The sequence below is a fragment of the Aliirhizobium wenxiniae genome, assembly GCF_019511445.1.
GTDB lineage: Bacteria > Pseudomonadota > Alphaproteobacteria > Rhizobiales > Rhizobiaceae > Neorhizobium > Neorhizobium wenxiniae_A.
In genome coordinates this window covers 1-255 of the sequence record NZ_JAEUAN010000127.1, presented here as the reverse complement: position 1 = coordinate 255, position 255 = coordinate 1, and the positions used below count along the sequence as shown (strand labels likewise).

The window sequence follows — 255 nt, the reverse complement described above, 5'->3', positions numbered from 1 at the left end:
AGCCAAGTCGCTCGCGCAGCTTAAGTCCCCAACTCTTGAGTCTGCTCTCGGTCCTGGCACTGGTTCTCGTCAAAAGCACCGTCGCCGCTTCATAAAGCAGCCCCCGTAAACGATTGTCACCCCTTCGTGAGATATGGCCGTCATAGTCGACCTCGCCTGACTGATAACGCCGCGTTGTCAGCCCAAGCCAAGCGCCAACCGAGCGCGACGTTCGAAAGTTTTCTGGATTTTCAATTGCCGTAACGTAGGACACCG

General features: G+C 56.1%; 1 protein-coding gene. It reads right to left on the bottom strand.

Features of this window, described 5'->3' with window-relative positions:
* Positions 1-255, bottom strand: a 255-nt coding sequence (locus JNB91_RS30590; RefSeq protein WP_220329140.1) for a transposase, incomplete at both ends; no start/stop codon positions are given.